Genomic DNA, 17756 nt, shown 5'->3' with positions numbered 1-17756 from the left:
CGGCCGTGCGCGCGGCCCCGATTGGGTAGGGTTCGCGACACGTCAAGGGGGCTGGACAGGGGGAACCGACCGGTGGGCTGGGCTTCTGCTGTGTCTTTGGTGACATCAGCTACTGCGGGGACACTGGCTACCGCGAGCACATGGGCGGTGTTGGTACCGGCAGCGGCGGGGGGCGCGGCGTGACCGGGGTGGAGCCCGTCGTGGCGCAGGCCGAGCTGGACAGGATGACCAAGGCGGTCGGCAGGGAGATGGTGCGCGCCGCGGGCCAGGGCTGGACCAGGGTGCGCGCGGAGTACCGCTCGGTCGGGCGGCACGTCGAGGCGGACCTGCTGGTGACCGGCCCGGACGGGGTGGCGCGCCCGGTGCGGCCGCCTGCCGAGGTGGTCGACGGCCTGGCCAGGCTGCGCGCGGGCATGTACCGGCCCGGCCGGGGCACCTGGATCGGCGCGGTCTACGAGATCGAGCCGCCGGGGACCTTCGCCTGCGAGTTCGACCCGGACGTGGAGCCGACCTGGCGCCGGGTGCCGCCGCCGGTCGGGTTCGTCGACGAGCTGCGCTCGTTCCCGCGCTCGGAGGAGTTCATCCCCGACTGGTTCCGGGCCCGCGCGGGCATGCCCCCGGCCATCTCCGCGGAGACCCAGTCGGCGGGCACACCACCGCACGGCATCCCGCTACCACCGGCGACACCACCGGGCGGACAGCCAGCCGCCCAGCCACCCCAGGGCCCGCCCGTGCAGCAGACCCCGCCGTACGGACCGCAGGGCGGCCGACACGCGGCCCCCCCACCGCCGTGGGAGAACCCGGCACCGTCAGGTGGACCGGGCAGGCACGCGGCAGGCCCGGGTCGGCCACCGGCGAGTGGACCGCGCCCGTTCGGTCCACCCGGGCCAGTGGACAACAACGGCCGCTAGCGCTGGAGCAGCGCCACGCACTCCACGTGGTGGGTCATGGGGAACGTGTCGAAGGCTCGCAGCTTCGTCAGGGTGTAGCCGTGGTCGGCGAAGGTAGCCACATCGCGGGCCAGAGCGGCGGGGTCGCAGGCCACATAGACAACACGAGCGGGCTCACGGGCCGCGATGGCGTCCACGACCGAGCGCCCCGCGCCCTTGCGCGGCGGGTCGAGGACGACCACGTCAGGAGCGGGCAGGTCGCCGTCAGCGAGGACGTCCTCGACCTTGCCCGCGAACACCCGGACCTGCGGAAGGTCGGCCAGGTTCTCCGCGCCGTCCTCGGCTGCCCGACGCGACGACTCCACCGCGACGACCGTGCCGTCTTCGCCTACCTGCCCGGCCAGGACGGCCGCGAACAGTCCGACACCGGCATAGAGGTCCCAGGCAGCGCCACCCTCGGCAAGACCGGTCCACTCCGCGACCACCTCGGCGAGCACGTCAGCGGCGTCCGGGTGGACCTGCCAGAACCCGTGCGCGTCCAACCGCCATTCCCGGCGGGCGGCCTGCTCCACGGCGACCGACGACCCCAACACCCGGTGCGGGCGCAAGACAGGCTTACCGCTGCGCAGCCGCCCCTTGTCCGGCAGGAGCTCGCTGGCGTGGGTACGGCCGGTGGCGTCAACCGACACCTCTAGCTCCGCGCCAGGAGTCCATTCCTGCCCGGCGAGGACGTCCACGGTGCCGGGAGCGGCGATCACGCAGTCCGCGACCGGCACGATCTTGTGGCTACGGTGCGCGCGGAACCCCACGCGTCCCGAGCGGTCCACCGCGAGCCGGGTCCGGGTGCGCCAGTGCTCAAGGCCCCCCGCCAACCCCTCGACCTCGACGTCCCACCGCACCCCGGCCAGGCGTTCGAGCTGATCGACGACGACCGCGGCCTTGAGCCTGCGCTGCTCGTCGGCCGAGGCGTGCTGCCAGTCGCACCCGCCGCAGCCCCCGGGCGCCGCCAGCGGGCACGGCGGGTCGACGCGCTCCGGCGAGGCCGACAGCACCTCGACGGCGTCACCCCGGCAGAACGAGCCGCCCTTGTCCTCGGTGATGGCGACGACCACCCGCTCCCCCGGCAGCGCGTGCCGGACGAACACGACCCGGCCCTCGGCCCTGGCCACGCAGTGGCCGCCGTGGGCCACCGCGCCGACCTCGACCTCGAACCGGCGCCCGGTCCAATCCGCCACTGTCCCGCTGGTCATTTCGGTGCGTCCTTACCGGTAAGGCCGCGGCGGATGGCGCCGGGAGCGATCAGGTCGCGCTCGGCGACCTTCTCCGACGACGCCAACTGCCACGGCACGCTTGTCACCATCACGCCTGGCTGGAACAAGAGCCTGCCCTTGAGCCGCAGCGCGCTCTGGTTGTGCAGGACCTGCTCCCACCAGCGGCCGACGACGTACTCGGGGATGAACACCGTGACGACGTCGCGCGGGTTGTCCGTACGGATCCTCTTGACGTAGTCGAGCACCGGTTTGGTGATCTCCCGGTAGGGCGACTCGATGACCTTCAGCGGCACCGAGAACCGCTCCTTGTCCCACTCGGCCACGAGCTTCTTCGTGTCCACGTCGTCCACGTTGACGGTGATGGCCTCCAGCACGTCCGGCCGGGTGGCCCGCGCGTAGGCCAGCGCCCGGCGGGTCGGCAGGTGCAGCTTGGAGACCAGCACGATCGTGTGGATCCGGGAGGGCAGCACGAACGGGCCCTCTTCCTCGGCACGGGCCAGCTCGGCGGCCACCCGGTCGTAGTGCCTGCGGATGCCGGTCATCACCAGGTAGATACCCGCCATCGCGGCGATCGCGATCCAGGCGCCCAGCAGGAACTTGGTGATCAGCACCACCACCAGCACCGAGCCGGTCATCGCCAGGCCGAAGGCGTTGATGGCCTGCGCCCGGCGCATCCTGCGCCGCTCGACCGGGTCGGTCTCGCCTGCCAGCTTGCGGTTCCAGTGCCGGATCATGCCGGTCTGGCTCATCGTGAACGAGACGAACACCCCGACGATGTAGAGCTGGATGAGCCGGGTCACCTCGGCGTCGAAGGCGATGACCAGCACGATCGCGAACCCGGCCAGGCCGATGATGCCGTTGGAGAAGGCCAGCCGGTCGCCCCGGGTGTGCAGCTGGCGGGGCAGGTAGCGGTCCTGGGCCAGGATCGAGCCGAGCACCGGGAAGCCGTTGAACGCGGTGTTGGCGGCCAGCACGAGGATCAGCGCGGTGACGATGGTGATGAAGAAGAACCCGACCGGGAAGCCGTCGAACACCGCGCCCGCGATCTGGGCGACCATCGTCTTCTGCTCGTAGCCGGGCGGGGCGTTGACCAGCTGCGTCGCCGGGTCCTCGGCCACCCGGACCTGGGTGAGCTGGGCCAGCACGATCAGGCCCATCAGCATGACCACCGCGATGCCGCCCATGAGCAGCAGCGTGGTCGCCGCGTTCTTCGACTTGGGCTTGCGGAAGGCGGGCACGCCGTTGCTGATGGCCTCGACGCCGGTCAGCGCGGCGCAGCCGGAGGAGAACGCGCGCAGCACCAGGAACACCAGCGCCAGGCCTGCCAGCTCGCCGTGCTCGGCGTTGATCTGCAGGTCGGCGCTCTCGGCGCGCATGTCCTCGCCGAGCACCAGGCCGCGGAACAGGCCGAACCCGATCATCAGGACGATGCCCGCCATGAACGCGTAGGTCGGGACCGCGAACGCGGCGCCGGACTCGCGGATGCCGCGCAGGTTGATCGCGGTGAGCACCACGATCGCCACCACGGCGAACTCCACCTTGTGGGTGGCCACGAACGGGACCGCGGACCCGATGTTGGCCGCGGCGGAGGCGATGGACACGGCCACCGTGAGCACGTAGTCGACCAGCAGCGCGCTGGCCACCGTCAGCCCTGCCTGCTTGCCCAGGTTGACCGTGGCGACCTCGTAGTCACCGCCGCCGGAGGGGTACGCGCGCACGTTCTGCCGGTAGCTGGCGACCACGGTGAGCATCACGACGACGACCACCACGCCGACCCAGGGCGCGAAGGTGTACGCCGAGAGCCCGGCCACCGAGAGCATGAGGAAGATCTCTTCCGGCGCGTAGGCGACCGACGACATCGCGTCGGAGGCGAAGACCGGGAGCGCGATGCGCTTGGGCAGCAGCGTGTGCGCCAGCCGGTCGCTGCGGAACGGACGCCCGACCACCAGTCGTTTCGCCGCCGTGGAGAACTTGGACACGGACGCACAGCGTAGGCGGTCACATCACCGATCCGGCGCACCCACCGGTAGGTTCGTCCACGATCGGGCAGCATCACCCGCGGTGGGTGCCGATCGGGTTCACCGGAGCGAGGAGGCGGTTGGCGTGCACGTGGTGATCATGGGCTGCGGCCGGGTCGGGGCCATGATGGCCGCGGCCCTGGAGCGGCTCGACCACAGCGTCGCGGTGATCGACAAGGACGCGCAGGCCTTCCGCAGGCTCGGCTCGGACTACCACGGCCAGCAGGTCGTGGGCACCGGGTTCGACCGGCAGGTGCTCATCGAGGCGGGCATCGAGCGGGCCGGGGCGTTCGCGGCGGTGTCCAGCGGCGACAACTCCAACATCATCTCCGCCAGGGTGGCCAGGGAGACCTTCGGCGTGGAGCACGTGGTGGCCCGCATCTACGACCCCAAGCGGGCCGAGGTCTACGAGCGCCTCGGCATCCCGACCGTGGCGACCGTGCCGTGGACGACCGACCGGCTGCTGCGCACGCTGCTGCCCGACGGGGTCGCCTCCGCGTGGCGCGACCCCACCGGCCGGGTCGCGGTGCTGCAGGTGCCCTACCACGAGGACTGGATCGGCCACACGGTCAAGGAGTTCCAGGGCGCGACCGGCTGCCGGGTCGCGTTCGTGATGCGGTTCGGCACCGCCGTGCTGCCGGTCGCCAAGACCGTCATCCAGTCCGACGACCACGTCTACGTCGCTGCCCTGTCCGGCACCCTCAGCGACGTCACCGCGGCAGCGGCACAGGCACCCGAGGAGAGCAACTGATGCGCGTCGCCATCGCCGGAGCGGGCGCGGTAGGCCGCTCCATCGCCGCGGAGCTGGTGGGCGGGGACCACCAGGTCATGCTCATCGAGCGCGAGGCCACCCAGTTCGAGCCGCACACCGTCGAGCAGGCCGAGTGGGTGCTCGCCGACGCCTGCGAGCTGGCCTCGCTGGAGGACGCGGGCGTGCAGCTGTGCGACTGCGTCATCGCCGCCACCGGCGACGACAAGGTGAACCTGGTGGTGTCGCTGCTGGCCAAGACCGTGTTCGCGGTCAAACGCGTCGTGGCCAGGGTCAACGACCCGAGCAACGAGTGGCTGTTCACCAGCGCGTGGGGCGTTGACGTCGCCGTGTCGACACCGAGGGTCTTGGCCGCGATGGTCGAGGAAGCCGTCAGCGTTGGCGGGCTCGTGCAGCTGCTGACGCTGCGGCAGGGTCAGGCCAACCTGGTCGAGATGACCCTGCCGGACGACACGCCGTGGGCAGGCCGACCGGTGCGGGACGTGAAGCTGCCCCGCGACGCCGCCCTGGTGACGATCCTGCGCGGCGGCCGGGTGATCGTGCCGCAGCCGGACGACCCCCTGGAGGGCGGCGACGAGCTGCTGTTCGTGGCATCCGCGCAGGTAGAGGGCGAGATCCGCAAGGCACTAGGGCACTGAGGTTCATTCCTCCCGCCACCCGCCCTCGTCCCCACCCGGCATCGTTCCCGGCGACCGGGTCGGGGACGTCTTGGGCGAGCCGACCGACCAAGTCGGGAACCGTGCCGGGCGGGGACGAGGGGGCGGGTGGCGGGAGAAGTCAGTCCGAGTACTTCGCGCGTAGGGCTGCCTCGACGGTTTCGTCGTCGACAGACTCGGTCTGCTCCAGCTCTTCCTGCCGGAGCTTGGCCTTGCGGACCGCCCACACCGTGACCACGAGGGCCACCGCGAACAGCGGGTACCCCATCGCCAGGCGGGCGGCGGCGAGCCAGCCCGTGAGGTCCTCGTCGTAGAGCCATTTCTGCACCACGTAGCGGGCAGCGAAGATGAGCACGAAGGTGGCCGTCGCGAGGTCATAGGCGAAGACCGACTTCTTGTCCTTGCGCCAGCCCTGACCGTGCCCGTTCAAACTGGACCAGATGACGCCGACGAGCGGCCACCGGAACAGGATGGACAGGGCGAACACCCCGCCGTAGACCAGGCTCGTCCAGATGCCGAAGAGGAAGAACCCCTTCGCCGACCCGGTCTGGTAGGCGATGAACGCGGCGATGCCGACGCCGAAGAACCCGGAGATCGCGGGCTGCAGCGGCTCCTTGCGGACCACCCGGACGACGGTGATCAGCACGGCGCTGCCCAGCGCGCTCCAGATGCCGACGGTCAGCCCGCCGAGCTGGTTGGCCAGCACGAACACCAGGACCGGCAGCGACGAGTAGATCAGCCCGCTGATGCCGCCCATCTGCTCCAGCAGCGTGGGCTGCGACTCCTCGGTCTCCTCGGTGCCCCGCTCGCCGGGGTCCCGCTGCTCGTCGAGGTCGTCGCGACGGTCGGGATCACCCGAACCGTTGGCATGTGCGGCCGGGTTGGTCATGGCACCGGTTTCGTCAGGGAGCCGTGGTCTGCAGCTCGTAGTACGGGTTGTAGAGCACCTTGCGCCCGTCCCTGACCGCGATCCTGCCCTGGGCCTTGACGGTCCGGCCAGGCTCGATGCCCGGGATACGGCGACGCCCGAGCCACACTAGTGTCACGCCCTCGGTCCCGTCGAACAGCTCCGCCTCCAGCGTGGCCGCGGCGTCCCTCGGGCACAGCTCGACGGTGCGTAACCGGCCGAACACCGTGACCTCCTCACCGGATCGGCAGTCGCAGGCCCGCCTGGCACCCTGGGCCTCGGCGTGCGTGGACAGGTCGTCCGCGTCGAGCTGGTCCACGTCGACCGTGAGCCGCTTGACGAGACGGTGCCAATATCCGTCCCCCTTGGTGGCCATAGCGCAGTCTTCTCCCGTGAGGGGGCCGTCCCCGACAACCTTTTTCGCGGCCCATGCCGAATCAGCGTAACCGCGCCGGGTGGTCACTGGACAAGGATCGCGGCGTGAGTGTGACCCAGCCGCTAATGGCGGTACTACTACCGGGTACCGGATCGGACGCGATGTTCGTTCGGTCCGTTTTCGCCGGACCTCTCGCCGCTGTTGGCGTAACCCTGCGTACTCCTGATCCGCGACCGGGGAAAGACCTGGTCAGAGGCCATCTAGAGGCGCTGAACGCCACAACAGGCCCGGTCTTGGTCGGCGGTATTTCCCTCGGCGCGCACCTGGCGGCTTTGTGGGCGGCTCGAAATCCCGAGCGGTGCACTGGTTTGCTGCTAGCGCTACCTGCCTGGACCGGTGAACCTGGCAACGCTCCTGCGGCCGTCGCGGCGCGGTACAGCGCTGCTGACGTGCGCGCTAGAGGTACTGAGACGGCATTGGCGGCCGCCGTTGCCGGGGTGGACCCGTGGCTGGCCGCGGAGCTGTCCCGCGCGTGGCCCACCTATGGCGCCGGGTTGGCCGACTCCTTGGTGGTGGCGGCCGACCAGCCCGCGCCGACCGCGGCCGACCTGGCGTCCCTGGACGTCCCGGCCGGGGTGGCGTGCTGCACGGACGACCCGATTCACCCGTCCGAGATCGCCCGAACGTGGGTCGACGCGCTCCCGCGAGCCCACCTGGGCACCACCACGCTCGCCGCGCTCGGCGCGGACCGCGAATCCCTCGGCCGCGCCGCCGTGCTGGCCTGGCTCCGGGCCCGGTTCACCCGCTGACCCGGTCGGGCGCGCCGCCGGTCGAGGCCGCGCGCCCGCCGGGAGGGCTACTCGCCGGGCTGCTGGGCCGCGATGTGCTCGGCGATCGCCTTGGGCAGGTCGATCTGCAGCGGGGTGCGCACCGGCATCGGCTGCTGGCCGCGCACCACGACGGAGTTGCGGACCAGCTCGCGCAGGGCGGCCGCGCTGGTGTCGGCCAGCTCAGGGGGACCGGCGACCACGCCGCGCAGCATCCAGCGGGGGCCGTCGACCCCCACGAAGCGCAGGCTCATCTCGCCGAGGGAGGCGCTGAGCTCCTGGCCCCAGTCGCCGGCGTGGCTGCGGACCGTGGCCCCGTCACCGCGCAGCTGCTCGGCCAGCTCACCGCACACCTCGCGCCACAGCCCACCGGAGCGGGGCGCGGCGTAGGCGTTGAGGGTCACCTGGCCGACCGGGGTCAGCACGTGCACCGCCCGGACCGAGCCGGACGGGTCCATCTCCACCTGGAGCTGGGCGCCGTCGGGCACCGGGACCCGGACCGAGCCCAGGTCGAGCCGGGGGAAGTCGTCGTCGGGGGCGTCGGCCTCGTCGTAGGGGCCGTCCGGTGCCTCGACCGCGACCGGCAGGTCAACGTCGTCCTCATCGGTGATGGCGCCGACCTCGACGTCCTCGTCGCGCCCGCGTCTACCGCGCCCGAACAGTCCCACTACTCCTCCGTCGCGTTTCCCGACACCGCCGAACCCGCGAGCACGTCGTGCCCGCCGGTCGACCCGTACCCGCCGTCGCCGCGCTGGGAGCCGCCCAGCGCGTCGACCTCGCGGAACACCGCGTGCTCGACCCGCTGCACCACCAGCTGCGCGATCCGGTCGCCCCGGCGCAGCGCGATGGACTCGCGCGGGTCATGGTTGATCAAACAGACTTTGATCTCGCCGCGGTAGCCCGCGTCGATGGTGCCCGGGGTGTTGACCACGCTCAGCCCCAGCCTCGCGGCCAGCCCGGAGCGCGGGTGCACGAACCCGGCGTGGCCCTCCGGCAGCGCGATCGCGATCCCGGTGCCCACCACCACCCGCTCCCCCGGCGCGATGACCACGTCCGATGTGGTCACCAGGTCGGCCCCGGCGTCACCCGGCCTGGCGTAGGCCGGGATGGGGACTCCGGGGTCGGTACGGGTGAGCAGGACCTCCACGCTGGGCACGAGCGGCGAGACTACCCTGGGCCCGTGACCGACACCTCAGGCACGGCAGCCACCGCGGCGCCACCGCGCGCCGCCTACCGGGAACGGCTGTACGTCACCTGGTACTGGTGGCCGTTGCCGCTGGTCGCCGCGACGCTGCTGGCCGCCGAGATCCACATGGGCCACCCGGGCGTGCGGGCCTGGCTGCCGTACCTGGTGATCATCCCGCTGACGCTGGTGCTGATCCTGCGCGCGGGCACGACCAGGGTCGCCGTCGCCGACGGCGAGCTGTGGGTCGGCGACGCGCACCTGCCGCTGGAGCACGCGGGCGAGGTCGAGGTCTTCGACGTGGCCGGGGCGAGCGGGCAGGCGGCCGCCAAGCGCAAGGTGCTCGGGCCGAACCTGGACCCGGCCGCGTTCCTGCTGCACCGCGGCTGGGTGCGCCCGCTGCTGCGGGTGCGGGTGACCGACCCGGACGACCCGACCCCGTACTGGGTGTTCAGCACCCGGCGGCCGCGGGAACTGGCCGAGGCCATCGCCGCGGGCCGCGCCGAGCGCACCGAAGGCTGAGCTCTCCGAGACTGAACGCGTCGGGGACTGAACGCATCGGGACTGAACGCGCCGAGGGCTGAACCGCCCGGCACGGCGGCCCAGCTCAGGGCATTTTCTTGGCTGTGCCCGCCGTCGACTCGCGGGCGGGGCCGAACCTGGGGACAGCAACAGCCGGGTGCCCCTGGATCCGCGGGCGACCCGGCTGTTCCCCAGCCCAAACTCCCCCGGTGCCCGCGCGGGGCACCGAGGTCCTCGGTCTCAGGCGCAGTCGCGGCAGACGAACACGCCGCCGTCGTCCTCGGCCAGCCTGCTGCGGTGGTGCACGAGGAAGCACTTGGAGCAGGTGAACTCGTCAGCCTGCTTCGGCACCACGCGGACGGTCAGGTCCTCGCCGGAGAGCGCGGAGAGGTCGGCACCGGGCAGCTCGAAGCTCTCGGCGGTGTCGGTCTCGTCGACGTCCACGACTCCGGACTGGTTCTCGTTGCGGCGCGCCTTGAGCTCCTCGAGGGAGTCCTCCGCGAGATCGTCGGCCTCGCTGCGCCGTGGTGCGTCGTAGTCGGTCGCCATCTATTTCACCCCTGCGGTCCTTCAGGATGTGGGTCGTGCCGCTGGACAACGTTCCAGCGCCCCGGTTTGTGCCCGCCACCCGAGTGACGGAGGTCTCGCAGGCCGCGTCGGGTCCGCCCGCCCGTCGGAATCGATTCCGCAGGCCGTCCTCGGCGACTGGAGCGGGCAGAGGGTAGCCCATGACGGACCGCGCCGCGCATAGCGTCACCCCGCTGGGGGTGTCCGCCGTGGTGACACCGGGTGCCCGGCGTGTCGCGAACCGGGCGAACCCGCTTGCCCCGCGCCGGTCGCGCGTGGTGCGATGCCCGGGGGTGACGTCCCGCCACCGACCGGTCGCGCGCGGCACACCAGCGCACCGGCGGGTCCGTGCCGCGTCCCGCGCCGAAACGAATAGGCTGAGCAGCGACGTCTGACGGCCCTGGTGTGCGACCCGGGCCGCGCGTCCAGGGGGGTGGGGCCATGGGGTCCGTAGGGAGGGTCCGCGCGTGTCGACAGGCGGTCTGAGGACCCAGCGCTACCGCAGGCGGCGGCCGCTGCCCGCGGTGATCCTGATGGCGGTGCTCGGGCTGGTCGCCGGGATCGTGTGGCTGCGGGTGATCCAGTCCGACGGCGCGGTCACCACCGCCCAGGCCTGCGCCCCGCCGCCGACCGTGGTCCCGGTGGAGGGCCAGCCGCTGCCCACGCTCGGCCAGCAGTTGCCCACCGACGCGCTCGACCGCACCCCGCCGAGCCCGGCGCCGGGCGCCCTGGTCCGGGTGATCAACGCCAGCGGCCAGAACCGGCTGGCGGGCGCGGTCACCGAGTCCCTGCGCGACCTGGGTTTCACCCAGATCGGCGAACCGGGCAACGACACCCTGTACCCCAACGGCACCCTCGGCTGCCGCGCCCAGATCCGCTTCGGCCAGCAGGGCATGGGCGTCGCCCGCACCCTCAGCCTGGTCGACCCGTGCGCCGAGCTGGTCCGCGACGAGCGCCAGGACGCGACCGTCGACCTGGCGCTGGGCAAGCGCTTCGACCACCTCCAGCCCACCCCGGCCGCGCGGCGCGCGCTCGAGCAGCTGACCGAGTGGTCCCAGGCCAACCCCGACACCCAGGGCGGCCTGCAGAACGACGGCTCCACCGCCGCCCCGATCGACCAGTCCCTGCTGGAGTCCGCCCGCCAGGTCAACTGCTGACCCGGCGGGCCCGGCCGCGCCGCTAGAAGGCGCCCATCCCGGCCTCGACCAACGCGGCCCGCAGCGGCTCGGCGATCGCGGGCGAGGCGGCGAAGATCGCGTCGGCGCCCAGCTCGCCCGCCGCGCCCGGCAGCGCCACCACGGCACCGGCCTCGGCCGCGATCAAGGCACCCGCCGCCCAGTCCCAGCGGGACAAGCCGCGCTCGCAGTAGGCGTCGACCCACCCCGCGGCCACCGCGCAGAGGTCCAGGGCAGCCGACCCGTTGCGGCGGATGTCCCGGATTGTCCCGATCAGGTTCGCGACCGCGGCCGCTTGCGCGCGCCGACGTTCGGCGGAGTAGGCGAAGCCCGTGGCCATCAACGTGACAGACAGGTCAACCGGAGCCGACACGGTCAACCGCTCGCCGTTGAGCCACGCCCCAGCCCCTTGAGCCGCCCACCAAGTCCGGCCGGACGCGGGCTCCACGACCGCGCCCGCGACAGAGACTCCCTCGATCTGGGCAGCCACGGAGACCGCGTACCAGGGGTAGCCGTACAGGTAGTTCACTGTTCCGTCGATGGGATCAACAACCCAGGTGACACCGGATCCGGTAGCGCCCCCAGCTTCCTCCCCCAGGACGGCGTCACCCGGCCGGAGTTCCGCGAGCCGGTCCCGGATCAACTCCTCGGCGGCCTTGTCCGCGGCGGTGACCACGTCCGTGCCGGTGCTCTTGGTGTCGATGTCGCGGATGGCGTTCTCGCGGGTGGACTTGGCCAGCTCCCCCGCCTCGGTGGCGACGGCCACCGCGATCTCAGCTAGGTCACGCACCCGGCTATCCGACCACACCCCGACCCGGCGGCTAGGGTCTGCCCAAGGACTGAATCGAGTACGAGAGGACCGGGGATGGGTGCAGCCCGCGGCTTCGGCGTGGACATCGGCGGATCGGGCATCAAGGGGTGCGAGGTCGACCTGGACGCGGGCGCGCTGGTCGGCGACCGCCTGCGGATCCCGACCCCGGTGCCGTCGACGCCCGACGCGGTGGCCGACGTGGTGGCCGAGATCGTCGAGCGGTTCGGCTGGACCGGGCCGGTGGGCGTGACGCTGCCCGCGGTGGTCAAGCGCGGGGTCGCGCACTCGGCGGCCAACATCGACAAGGGCTGGATCGGCACCGACGCCGCCGCGCTGTTCGCCAAGCGGCTCGGCCGGGCCGACAGCGAGGTCGTGGTGCTCAACGACGCCGACGCCGCCGGGATCGCCGAGATCAACTACGGCCGGACCGACGACCGCGACGGCGTGGTGGTCCTGCTGACCTTCGGCACCGGCATCGGCAGCGCGCTGTTCCTGGACGGGCGGCTGGTGCCCAACACCGAGTTCGGGCACCTGGAGATCGACGGCCACGACGCCGAGACCAGGGCGGCGGCCTCGGTCAAGGAGGAGAAGGACCTGTCGTGGGAGCAGTGGGCGCACCGGGTGAGCCGGTACGTCTCCGGGCTGGAGGACCTGATCTGGCCCGACCTGATCATCGCCGGTGGCGGGGTCAGCAAGAAGGCCGACAAGTGGCTCCCGCTGCTCAAGGTGCGCACCAAGGTGGTGGCCGCCGAGCTGCGCAACGACGCCGGGATCGTGGGCGCCGCGTACGCCGCGCGCCAGGTCACAGCGGGGTAGCACCCCCTTCGCGACACCGGTCGAGACATTTCGGCCTTGGCGTTTCCCGGGGACACGCCGTACGTCGCTACAATGGAACACGGCCCACGGCGGAACAAGCCAGAGGGCTCTCCCCCGAACTCCCGGCAACGGCCTGGTCATCGCACCATTTCAGGCCGCGGCCGCGATGGACTGTTGTGAAAGGGCGTACGTGGCAGCCGCACGAACCGCAACCCGACGCTCGACGGCGTCGGCCAGCGCCGCCAAGACGACCAAGGGCGCCGAGGACGAAGAGACCACCGGCGCCGCCAAGAAGGCCGCTGGCGCGCGCGCCCCGAAGAAGGCCGTCGCGGCCAAGGGCGGCCCCAAGAAGGCAGGCGACGGGCCCGAGGGCGAGGAGCCCGAGGACCTGGAGAACCCCGACCTGTCCGACCTGGAAGAGGTCGAGGTCGAGCCGGTCGAGGAGCCCGTCGAGGAACCCGAGGAGAAGGACCCCAAGGAGTCGGGCAAGGACGGTGACTTCGTCTGGGACGAGGAGGAGTCCGAGGCGCTGCGGCAGGCCCGCAAGGACGCCGAGCTCACCGCCTCCGCCGACTCGGTCCGCGCGTACCTCAAGCAGATCGGCAAGGTCGCCCTGCTCAACGCCGAGGAGGAGGTCGAGCTCGCCAAGCGGATCGAGGCAGGCCTCTACGCCGCGGAGCGGGTGCGCAAGTCCGAGGACGAGAACGAGAAGCTCCAGCCGCAGATGCGCCGCGACCTGCGGTGGATCGTGCGCGACGGCGAGCGGGCCAAGAACCACCTGCTCGAGGCGAACCTGCGCCTGGTGGTGTCGCTGGCCAAGCGCTACACCGGCCGCGGCATGGCGTTCCTGGACCTGATCCAGGAGGGCAACCTGGGGCTGATCCGCGCGGTGGAGAAGTTCGACTACACCAAGGGCTACAAGTTCTCCACCTACGCGACGTGGTGGATCCGCCAGGCGATCACCCGCGCGATGGCCGACCAGGCCCGCACCATCCGCATCCCGGTGCACATGGTCGAGGTCATCAACAAGCTCGGTCGCATCCAGCGCGAACTGCTCCAGGACCTCGGCCGCGAGCCGACCCCGGAGGAGCTCGCCAAGGAGATGGACATCACCCCGGAGAAGGTGCTGGAGATCCAGCAGTACGCCCGGGAGCCCATCTCGCTCGACCAGACCATCGGCGACGAGGGCGACAGCCAGCTCGGCGACTTCATCGAGGACTCCGAGGCCGTCGTCGCCGTCGACGCGGTCTCCTTCACTCTCCTGCAGGACCAGCTCCAGTCGGTCCTGGCCACCCTGTCCGAGCGCGAGGCGGGCGTCGTCCGGCTGCGCTTCGGCCTCACCGACGGCCAGCCCCGCACCCTCGACGAGATCGGCCAGGTCTACGGCGTCACCCGCGAGCGGATCCGCCAGATCGAGTCCAAGACCATGTCCAAGCTCCGCCACCCCTCGCGCTCCCAGGTCCTGCGCGACTACCTCGAATAAACCGCGACCCACACCCAGCGGACACCAGGGGCTGCCCACTCGCGCGAGTGGGCGGCCCCTTGCCGTTGTGGGCGGGGCGGTCGTCGCTCGCGGGGGTCGTGCGGCTACCTGGAGTGGGCTGTGGACATCGGGAGTGCTGTCCGGCAACACTCAGGTGTGGCGTTCGCGGTTTTCCTACGGTTGGCTCCGTGTTCGCCGATGGTGAACGACGTAGGGCAGAACGACGGGTACGCACCAACTCTGCGCCGGGAGAAGCCCAGCGTAGGGCCGAAATTCCAGGTAGCTCTGGGCCATCCGGGTTAATCCGTGTTCCCGCTCTCGGAGAACGGGCGCGGGAACACTGCCGGAGGCTCGAGCGTCTGTAAGAGTAGGAAGCGCGACCACGGCGGAGAGTTCGCCTCCGTGACCGCAGCCGAAAAGGGCACCGGGCCTCACCGGTGCCGGGACGGAGGGAGAACTCCCATGACGACTACGACGCTCACCCGCCCCGAGCTGACCGCGGCCGACCGGTGCGACCGGTGCGGAGCGGCGGCCCAGGTCCGCGCCGTACTTCCCTCCGGAGGCGAGCTCCTGTTCTGCGGGCACCACGCCCGTGCGCACGAGGACAGGCTGCGCGAGATGGCCGCGGAGCTGCAGAAGGGCTGAGAAGCCCCGGCGGACACGACTCCAACGACAGAACCGACCGGGAACGGGCGGGGCCGACGGGCCCCGCCCGTTTCCGCGTTCCGGGGGGTAAGACCGGGGCCGAACGGGTCAGACCAGGTCGAGCACCGGTTCGAAGGCGAGTTCGGCGGCGCCGATGAGCTTGACGTCGGCGCCCATGGTGGAGGTGACCACCCTGGTGCCGCCGATGGCCCTGCTGACCAGGCTGCGCTCGGCGATGGCGGCGGCCACGTCGGTGACCAGGGCGGGGGGCAGGGCGGTGAACAGGTCGCCGAGGACGACCAGTTCGGGGCCGAAGACGTTGACGATGGTGATCAGCCCGAGGGTGAGCCAGCGGGTGAAGTCGCCGAGGGTGGCCGCGACCCGGTCGGGGTCGGTGGACAGGGCGCGCAGTTCGGCGACGACGATGCCGCGCGGGGAGTGCTCCGGCAGGTCGAGCGCGCGGCACAGGGCGAGTTCGCCGACCTCGGTCTCCCAGCAGCCGTGGCTGCCGCAGTAGCAGGCGCGGCCGTCGGGGTTGACCACGATGTGGCCGAGTTCGCCGACGTAGCCCGCGGTGCCGCGCAGCGTGGTGCCGTCGGAGATGACACCACCGCCGACGCCGATGTCGGCCGAGACGTAGACGGCGTCGAGGGAGCCGCGGGCGGCGCCGCGCAGGTGCTCGGCGAGTGCGGCGATCTCGGCGTCGTTGGCGACGCGGACCGGGACGCCGAACGCGCCGGTGAGCCGGTCGCCGAGCGGGACGTCGGTCCACTTCAGGTTGGGCGCCTCGTGCACGTACCCGTCGCCGCGGCGGACCACGCCGGGGACCGAGACGCCCGCGCCGACCACCTGCACGCCGAGCTCCTCGGTCAGCAGCCTGGTCGACTCGATGATCCTGGTGATGATCTCCGCGGGTTCCCCGGCCCGGCCGCGCAGGTTCCAGCTGTCGCGGCCCAGCAGCTGCCCGCCGAGGCCGACCAGCGCGATGGCGACCTGCTCGACCCGGATGTCGACCGCGAGCACGACCGCGGCCAGCGGCTGCGGCAGCACCAGCAGCGACGGCCGCCCGGCGCCGGAGCGGGCGCGGGGCACGCGCTCCTCGACCACCCCGGACTCGGCGAGCCCGTCGACCAGGGCCTTGATGGTGCTGCGGTTGAGGCCGAGCTCGGTGGCCAGCGCCGCCCTGGTGCACGGTCCGACGACGTGCAGCCTGCGCAACAGCGCGGTGCGGTTGTGCCTGCGCACCTCGTCCGGGCGCGCGCCCGCGGTGGGTGTGCTGCTCACCTTGCTCGCCCCTCCGCCGACCGTCCTACCTGCTCAGCGCCGCCCTGCGCCGCGACAGCGCGTCGACGGTGGCCGCGAGCAGCAGTACGAGCCCGGTCACGATGTTCACCACGGCGGCGGGCTGCTTGAGCAGGCCCAACCCGTTCTCCACCACCGCGAGCACCAGGCCGCCGACCACGGCGTGGAAGACCTTGCCGCGCCCGCCGAACAGCGAGGTACCGCCGATGACCGCCGCCCCGACGGCGAACAGCAGCGTATTGAGGCCACCGGCCTGCGGGTCGACCGACCCCACCTTGGACGAGTAGACGATGGCGCCCAGCGCGGCGGTGGCCGAGGCGACGACGAACACGCTGGCCCGGATGTGGCCGACGTTGATGCCCGCGCGCCTGGCCGCCTCCGCGTTGCCGCCGACGGCGTAGATGTGCCTGCCGTAGCGGGTCCTGTTGAGCACGTAGGTGCCCGCGACCAGCAGGACGAGCACGATCGGCACCACGTACGGGACGCCCTGGATGACGATGAAGTCGTTGGAGGACCGGTTGAGGGTCAGCGCGTAGGTGGCGGGCACGGCGACGGCGGCGACCGCGACGATCTTGGCGACCACGATCGGGGTGGGCGCGGTGACCAGCCCCCTGCCGAGCCTGCCCAGGTGCTCGCCGAGCACGACCAGCGCGTAGCCGCCGACCGCGACCCCGCACAGCACCCAACTGCCCGCGACGGACATGTTGCCGTTGGCCACGGCGAACAGCACCGGCTGGGTGCCGATGCCGAACACGCCGCCGTCGCCGATGAACTGCAGGATGACGCCCTGCCAGGTGATGAACAGCGCCAGCGTCACCACGAACGACGGCATGCCGATCTTGGAGACCAGGAACCCGGTGATGACGCCGATGGCCGCGCCGACGCACACCGCGAGCAGCATCTCCAGCCACGGGTTCGGGGCGGCGCCGGACAGCGCGATGCCGATGGCCACCAGCGCCAGGACCGCGCCCGCCCAGATCCGCATCAGCACCGCGAGCAGGGCGGCGACGACGAGGCCGCCGACGAAGACGTAGAACACGGTGTTGCCCATGCCGCCGAGCAGATTGCCGGACCGGACGTAGTGCATGGCCATCACCGCGGCGCAGACCCCGGACGCGGTGCCCGCGGACAGGTCGATCTCGCCCAGGAGCAGGACGAACACCAGCCCCATCGCGATGATCATCTTGCCCGCGCCCTGGGCCAGCAGGTTGGCGGTGTTGTCGAGGGTCATGAAGCCCTCCGACAGCACCCAGAACACGACGACCAGCGCGGCCAGCCCGAGCACCGCGGGCAGCGAGCCGAGGTCGCCGCCGCGCAGCCGGGCGGCGTAGTCGCGCACGGCCTCGCCGGTGGACTGCGCCGTGGTGTCGATGCCGAAGTCGGCGATGGCCCCCTCACCGCGGGGGGTGGCGGTACTGGTCATGGTTCCTCGCTCGTGGCTTCCGGGTGGCAAGAGGGCAGGGCAGGGAGGGCGGGTGGCAAGAGGGCAGGGCAGGGAGGGCGGGTGGCAAGAGGGCAGGGCAGGGAGGGCGGGTGGC

Annotated in this window: 19 protein-coding genes; 9 read left to right on the top strand and 10 right to left on the bottom strand. The window is 71.9% G+C overall.

The features are described 5' to 3' along the window. Positions 1–179 precede the first annotated feature (179 nt). Positions 180–911 (top strand): hypothetical protein, encoded by a 732-nt coding sequence (locus BMY07_RS22895; RefSeq protein WP_092782395.1) that lies wholly within the window; start codon positions 180–182, stop codon positions 909–911. Here BMY07_RS22895 and BMY07_RS22890 read toward each other — a convergent pair. Both BMY07_RS22890 and BMY07_RS22885 read right to left on the bottom strand, forming a co-directional pair. Then, positions 908–2140 (bottom strand): class I SAM-dependent RNA methyltransferase, encoded by a 1233-nt coding sequence (locus tag BMY07_RS22890; protein WP_092782392.1) that lies wholly within the window; start codon positions 2138–2140, stop codon positions 908–910. The two genes, BMY07_RS22895 and BMY07_RS22890, sit on opposite strands and share 4 nt — an antisense overlap. After that, positions 2137–4140: an APC family permease gene (locus tag BMY07_RS22885; protein WP_092782389.1), complete on the bottom strand. Its 2004-nt coding sequence runs from the start codon at positions 4138–4140 to the stop codon at positions 2137–2139. Before BMY07_RS22885 ends, BMY07_RS22890 begins: the two co-directional genes overlap by 4 nt. A 124-nt stretch (positions 4141–4264) precedes the next feature. On the opposite strand from BMY07_RS22885, the gene BMY07_RS22880 reads away from it, so the two are divergent. After that, on the top strand, positions 4265–4930 hold the full coding sequence (locus BMY07_RS22880) for a potassium channel family protein (RefSeq protein ID WP_092782386.1): 666 nt from the start codon (positions 4265–4267) through the stop codon (positions 4928–4930). Next, entirely contained in the window at positions 4930–5586 is a 657-nt protein-coding gene (locus tag BMY07_RS22875) for a potassium channel family protein (RefSeq protein WP_092782383.1), read from the top strand. The genes BMY07_RS22880 and BMY07_RS22875 overlap by 1 nt, the downstream gene beginning before the upstream one ends. Before the next feature lie 139 nt (positions 5587–5725). On the opposite strand, the gene BMY07_RS22870 is transcribed toward BMY07_RS22875, so the two are convergent. Then, a complete protein-coding gene (locus tag BMY07_RS22870) occupies positions 5726–6493 on the bottom strand; it encodes a DUF3159 domain-containing protein (protein ID WP_092782381.1) in 768 nt (255 codons plus the stop codon). A 13-nt stretch (positions 6494–6506) separates the two neighbouring features. Then, positions 6507–6887 carry an OB-fold nucleic acid binding domain-containing protein gene (locus tag BMY07_RS22865; protein WP_092782378.1) on the bottom strand — a complete coding sequence of 127 codons (381 nt, stop codon included), beginning with the start codon at positions 6885–6887 and terminating at the stop codon, positions 6507–6509. A gap of 368 nt (positions 6888–7255) precedes the next feature. On the opposite strand from BMY07_RS22865, the gene BMY07_RS36075 reads away from it, so the two are divergent. Then, entirely contained in the window at positions 7256–7696 is a 441-nt protein-coding gene (locus BMY07_RS36075) for a hypothetical protein (protein WP_342741553.1), read from the top strand. A gap of 47 nt (positions 7697–7743) precedes the next feature. Here BMY07_RS36075 and BMY07_RS22855 read toward each other — a convergent pair whose 3' ends face one another. Beyond that, positions 7744–8382 (bottom strand): DUF3710 domain-containing protein, encoded by a 639-nt coding sequence (locus BMY07_RS22855; protein WP_092782372.1) that lies wholly within the window; start codon positions 8380–8382, stop codon positions 7744–7746. Continuing rightward, complete coding sequence (gene dut / locus BMY07_RS22850; RefSeq protein ID WP_092782369.1) at positions 8382–8870, bottom strand: dUTP diphosphatase; 489 nt, start codon at positions 8868–8870, stop codon at positions 8382–8384. The genes BMY07_RS22855 and dut overlap by 1 nt, the downstream gene beginning before the upstream one ends. Before the next feature lie 24 nt (positions 8871–8894). Here dut and BMY07_RS22845 point away from each other — a divergent pair, with 24 nt between their 5' ends. After that, complete coding sequence (locus tag BMY07_RS22845) at positions 8895–9419, top strand: DUF3093 domain-containing protein (RefSeq protein WP_092782366.1); 525 nt, start codon at positions 8895–8897, stop codon at positions 9417–9419. A gap of 240 nt (positions 9420–9659) precedes the next feature. Here BMY07_RS22845 and BMY07_RS22840 read toward each other — a convergent pair whose 3' ends face one another. Further along, complete coding sequence (locus BMY07_RS22840) at positions 9660–9968, bottom strand: DUF4193 domain-containing protein (protein WP_092782363.1); 309 nt, start codon at positions 9966–9968, stop codon at positions 9660–9662. Positions 9969–10453: 485 nt separating this feature from the next. Here BMY07_RS22840 and cei point away from each other — a divergent pair, with 485 nt between their 5' ends. Beyond that, positions 10454–11143 (top strand): envelope integrity protein Cei, encoded by a 690-nt coding sequence (gene cei / locus BMY07_RS22835; protein WP_245782586.1) that lies wholly within the window; start codon positions 10454–10456, stop codon positions 11141–11143. A gap of 22 nt (positions 11144–11165) precedes the next feature. On the opposite strand, the gene BMY07_RS22830 is transcribed toward cei, so the two are convergent. Then, a complete protein-coding gene (locus BMY07_RS22830; RefSeq protein WP_245782585.1) occupies positions 11166–11951 on the bottom strand; it encodes an inositol monophosphatase family protein in 786 nt (261 codons plus the stop codon). A 75-nt stretch (positions 11952–12026) separates the two neighbouring features. Here BMY07_RS22830 and ppgK point away from each other — a divergent pair, with 75 nt between their 5' ends. The 3 genes from ppgK to BMY07_RS22815 all read left to right on the top strand — a co-directional run bounded on the left by ppgK (position 12027) and on the right by BMY07_RS22815 (position 14916). Continuing rightward, positions 12027–12788, top strand: coding sequence for a polyphosphate--glucose phosphotransferase (ppgK, locus tag BMY07_RS22825; RefSeq protein ID WP_092782357.1), 762 nt, complete (start codon positions 12027–12029; stop codon positions 12786–12788). Positions 12789–12978: 190 nt separating this feature from the next. Next, the gene (locus tag BMY07_RS22820) at positions 12979–14271 is read left to right on the top strand and encodes an RNA polymerase sigma factor (protein ID WP_092782354.1); all 1293 of its coding nucleotides are present in this window, start codon (positions 12979–12981) and stop codon (positions 14269–14271) included. 462 nt (positions 14272–14733) lie between these two features. Next, positions 14734–14916, top strand: coding sequence for a DUF7455 domain-containing protein (locus BMY07_RS22815; RefSeq protein ID WP_092782351.1), 183 nt, complete (start codon positions 14734–14736; stop codon positions 14914–14916). 108 nt (positions 14917–15024) lie between these two features. Here BMY07_RS22815 and BMY07_RS22810 read toward each other — a convergent pair whose 3' ends face one another. Together BMY07_RS22810 and BMY07_RS22805 are read right to left on the bottom strand one after the other, a co-directional pair. After that, on the bottom strand, positions 15025–16200 hold the full coding sequence (locus tag BMY07_RS22810) for an ROK family transcriptional regulator (RefSeq protein ID WP_092782348.1): 1176 nt from the start codon (positions 16198–16200) through the stop codon (positions 15025–15027). Between the two features lie 25 nt (positions 16201–16225). Continuing rightward, a complete protein-coding gene (locus BMY07_RS22805) occupies positions 16226–17641 on the bottom strand; it encodes a sugar ABC transporter permease (protein ID WP_092782345.1) in 1416 nt (471 codons plus the stop codon). Positions 17642–17756 lie beyond the last annotated feature (115 nt).

Origin of the sequence: Actinokineospora terrae (assembly GCF_900111175.1) — a bacterium.
GTDB classification, from domain to species: domain Bacteria; phylum Actinomycetota; class Actinomycetes; order Mycobacteriales; family Pseudonocardiaceae; genus Actinokineospora; species Actinokineospora terrae.
Note: the sequence above shows the minus strand (reverse complement) of the source record. Positions and strands in the feature narration are given on the sequence as shown.

Excerpts from the sequence above, each read along its gene's own strand:
- BMY07_RS22890 (WP_092782392.1), bottom strand. The coding sequence starts at position 2,140 with ATGACCAGCGGGACAGTGGCGGATTGGACCGGGCGCCGGTTCGAGGTC.
- BMY07_RS22875 (WP_092782383.1), top strand. The coding sequence starts at position 4,930 with ATGCGCGTCGCCATCGCCGGAGCGGGCGCGGTAGGCCGCTCCATCGCC.
- BMY07_RS22870 (WP_092782381.1), bottom strand. The coding sequence starts at position 6,493 with ATGACCAACCCGGCCGCACATGCCAACGGTTCGGGTGATCCCGACCGT.
- BMY07_RS22865 (WP_092782378.1), bottom strand. The coding sequence starts at position 6,887 with ATGGCCACCAAGGGGGACGGATATTGGCACCGTCTCGTCAAGCGGCTC.
- BMY07_RS22840 (WP_092782363.1), bottom strand. The coding sequence starts at position 9,968 with ATGGCGACCGACTACGACGCACCACGGCGCAGCGAGGCCGACGATCTC.
- ppgK (WP_092782357.1), top strand. The coding sequence starts at position 12,027 with ATGGGTGCAGCCCGCGGCTTCGGCGTGGACATCGGCGGATCGGGCATC.
- BMY07_RS22815 (WP_092782351.1), top strand. The coding sequence starts at position 14,734 with ATGACGACTACGACGCTCACCCGCCCCGAGCTGACCGCGGCCGACCGG.
- BMY07_RS22805 (WP_092782345.1), bottom strand. The coding sequence starts at position 17,641 with ATGACCAGTACCGCCACCCCCCGCGGTGAGGGGGCCATCGCCGACTTC.